Here is a 2,393-nt window from a genome sequence, read left to right on the forward strand (position 1 = left end):
TGGACTCCGACAGTTTGAATCCATCTTTTTGGGATGGAAACTAGCTCAGAATCAACTTGTGTGTACACGGTAGGGCTAGAGCCTGGGAACCAGTTAATAACACAAATATCAGGCACGTTATTTTACTAAATCAGGATAAGAGCATATCCTGATTTAGAGGCTGAAACATCTATAAATCAAGCTAGGCGGGGAAACTCACATTTCCCCGCCTAAGCCCTATAACCCTTGCAGCTACATCAAGATATGGTAGGAATTAGCAACACAATTCAGATTTTCACATCTAAGTAAAACCGTTCATTTATCTAATATTATTCATCCTCACACTCAATGATTGAACTAATAAATATTTCATTTAAATCATTATCAGGATTGATATTAACATATTTTATAACAGGATAACATAAAGTATTATTTTCATCTCTAGTGAACATAAGCGTAAGTTCTACATCAGAATAAATACCATCATAAGATGGTTGAACGATTATTTCTCTTTCTTCTTTTACAAAAGAAGGTATATCATATTCTTCATTATCATAATCTTCATATACCAATCTAGTGTAATTTATCTTGACATCACAACCTATAATAACTGCTATTTTAAATGTTACTAAAACTTGATTGATGTCAAAACCATCAACATTGATTAATGAAGATTTAACAATATGTATTAATGAACTACCACCAATATATACTGTTTTAACGTTAATTCGAGTCTTTACACTACCCCATTCAAGTGAACTATCATTTATGCCCACTGAAAAATTAAACTCTAAAAATTTCTTCTTTATTTCTTCTTTTATGTCGTCTTGTTTATCCTGAAACAATTCATAAATTTCACTAAACTCATCAGAATCAATACCTTCATTTATACTTTGTAATAAATCCTCAAGACTTTTAAAATAACAAAGATGTGTGTTTTTTGTTGAAATACAATAATTTTCCCAATCAGAATCACCGCTAACGACACAAATTATTTGATTTTTATCTTGTGCCGCTTTTTGAAGGGCTAAAAGTGCAAAAGCATCTGGAAATTCATTTTTCTTTTTTTCACTAAATGGGGGAGTACAAGAAAAATAACTTTTAAAAACATCATCTACTGAAACCCCATCAATGTCGATTATCTCTAATTTAGCTTGTTCAAACAAAACTTCAAATTTGTTTTGAATCTCCTGATTAATTTGCTCAAAATCAGGTGCTAAATCTTCAACTTGTTTTTTGAATTGATTAAGCAAGGTCGATTTAGTAGGAATTGTTATTTTAGGACTATCTTTAGATGGTTGAAATTTTTTGTGAAGCAATCCATGTACAAAATGATTGATAACTTGAGAAATTAATTGTGCTTGTTCAGTAATATGTTTTCTTACTTCATGAATAGTAATAGAAGTTACAAACAATTTTATTTTTTCTTCTCGAACAAACGTAATTAAAGCTTTCCATTGTGTTGAATCATAGCTTAAATGAGACTTATAAAAAACTTCTGTATCAAGAGCAACTAACAAAGGAAAACGTTTTATTGTCTTTTTTGTAGCCATTTATCTTAACTCTCAGTTGTACACCCAACTGCTAAATGTATCATAAAGCTAGCCTTATCGCCATCGTACCAACCTTGCCATAACCATAAAAACCGTATAACTGTGCGAGCCGTGGCAGTGCCAGACACGGTTAGGGTGCGATTGTGCGAGCGTTACCGTGCCAGACGTGAATCACCCCAAAACCCCCTAGACCGCGCTAAATGGTTCCATTTTGAAGCCGTGCCAGCCGTGCCAGCCGTCGGAGATGTGGAGTTGATCGCCCCGTGTCGATCGGACTGCCGCCAATTTTGGAGTCTTATTGGTGGAAAATCCTACTAAATTCGGCAGACATCAAAGCCTGTCTTGCTTTTGCCGCAGACCATGAGAAAACTGATCCGCCTTGGCTGCTTTCAACGTCAGGGTTCTTTTTTTATCCCTACTTGCTCAAACCTGAAATCCTGACCTAAACAAACCAGGATTATTAGCAGTTATAATTACGCTTATTAGTACAAAATATTGCTTTATGGACTACCACGACATCATCACAATTGAACCGGAAAAACGCAGTGGCAAACCATGTATTCGGCGAATGCGAATCACTGTCTACGACATCTTAGAATATCTCGTCGGTGGCATGACGGAAGCAGAAATTCTGGAAGATTTTTCAGAACTAACTTCGGCAGACATCAAAGCCTGCCTTGCTTTTGCTGCAGATAGATAATTACCCGCCGATTTGAGACATGGTGCGGCTGTAATTTCCTTGAGTAGTTCCCGAATCCCGCTGCTTAAAATTAATCTCCGGTTTAAGCGGCTCTCCTGAGTTTATGGTGTAAAATGTATATACCAATACATTTACCATTATGAGCTTCCATATAGACTATC

4 protein-coding genes are annotated in these 2,393 nt (G+C 35.6%); 2 read left to right on the forward strand and 2 right to left on the reverse strand.

Going from position 1 to position 2,393, the window contains the following annotated elements; translation table 11 throughout:
- Positions 1–308: 308 nt before the first annotated feature.
- Positions 309–1,532, reverse strand: coding sequence for a PIN domain-containing protein (locus tag QUA40_RS28385; RefSeq protein WP_333131998.1), 1,224 nt, complete (start codon positions 1,530–1,532; stop codon positions 309–311).
- A 117-nt stretch (positions 1,533–1,649) separates the two neighbouring features.
- Here QUA40_RS28385 and QUA40_RS28390 point away from each other — a divergent pair, with 117 nt between their 5' ends.
- Positions 1,650–1,850 carry a hypothetical protein gene (locus QUA40_RS28390; RefSeq protein WP_333132000.1) on the forward strand — a complete coding sequence of 67 codons (201 nt, stop codon included), beginning with the start codon at positions 1,650–1,652 and terminating at the stop codon, positions 1,848–1,850.
- A 184-nt stretch (positions 1,851–2,034) separates the two neighbouring features.
- Entirely contained in the window at positions 2,035–2,232 is a 198-nt protein-coding gene (locus tag QUA40_RS28395) for a DUF433 domain-containing protein (RefSeq protein WP_333132002.1), read from the forward strand.
- On the opposite strand, the gene QUA40_RS28400 is transcribed toward QUA40_RS28395, so the two are convergent.
- On the reverse strand, positions 2,233–2,370 hold the full coding sequence (locus QUA40_RS28400) for a hypothetical protein (protein WP_333132004.1): 138 nt from the start codon (positions 2,368–2,370) through the stop codon (positions 2,233–2,235).
- Positions 2,371–2,393: the final 23 nt, after the last annotated feature.

The sequence above is a fragment of the Microcoleus sp. Pol11C3 genome (assembly GCF_036701485.1).
Classification (GTDB): domain Bacteria; phylum Cyanobacteriota; class Cyanobacteriia; order Cyanobacteriales; family Microcoleaceae; genus Microcoleus.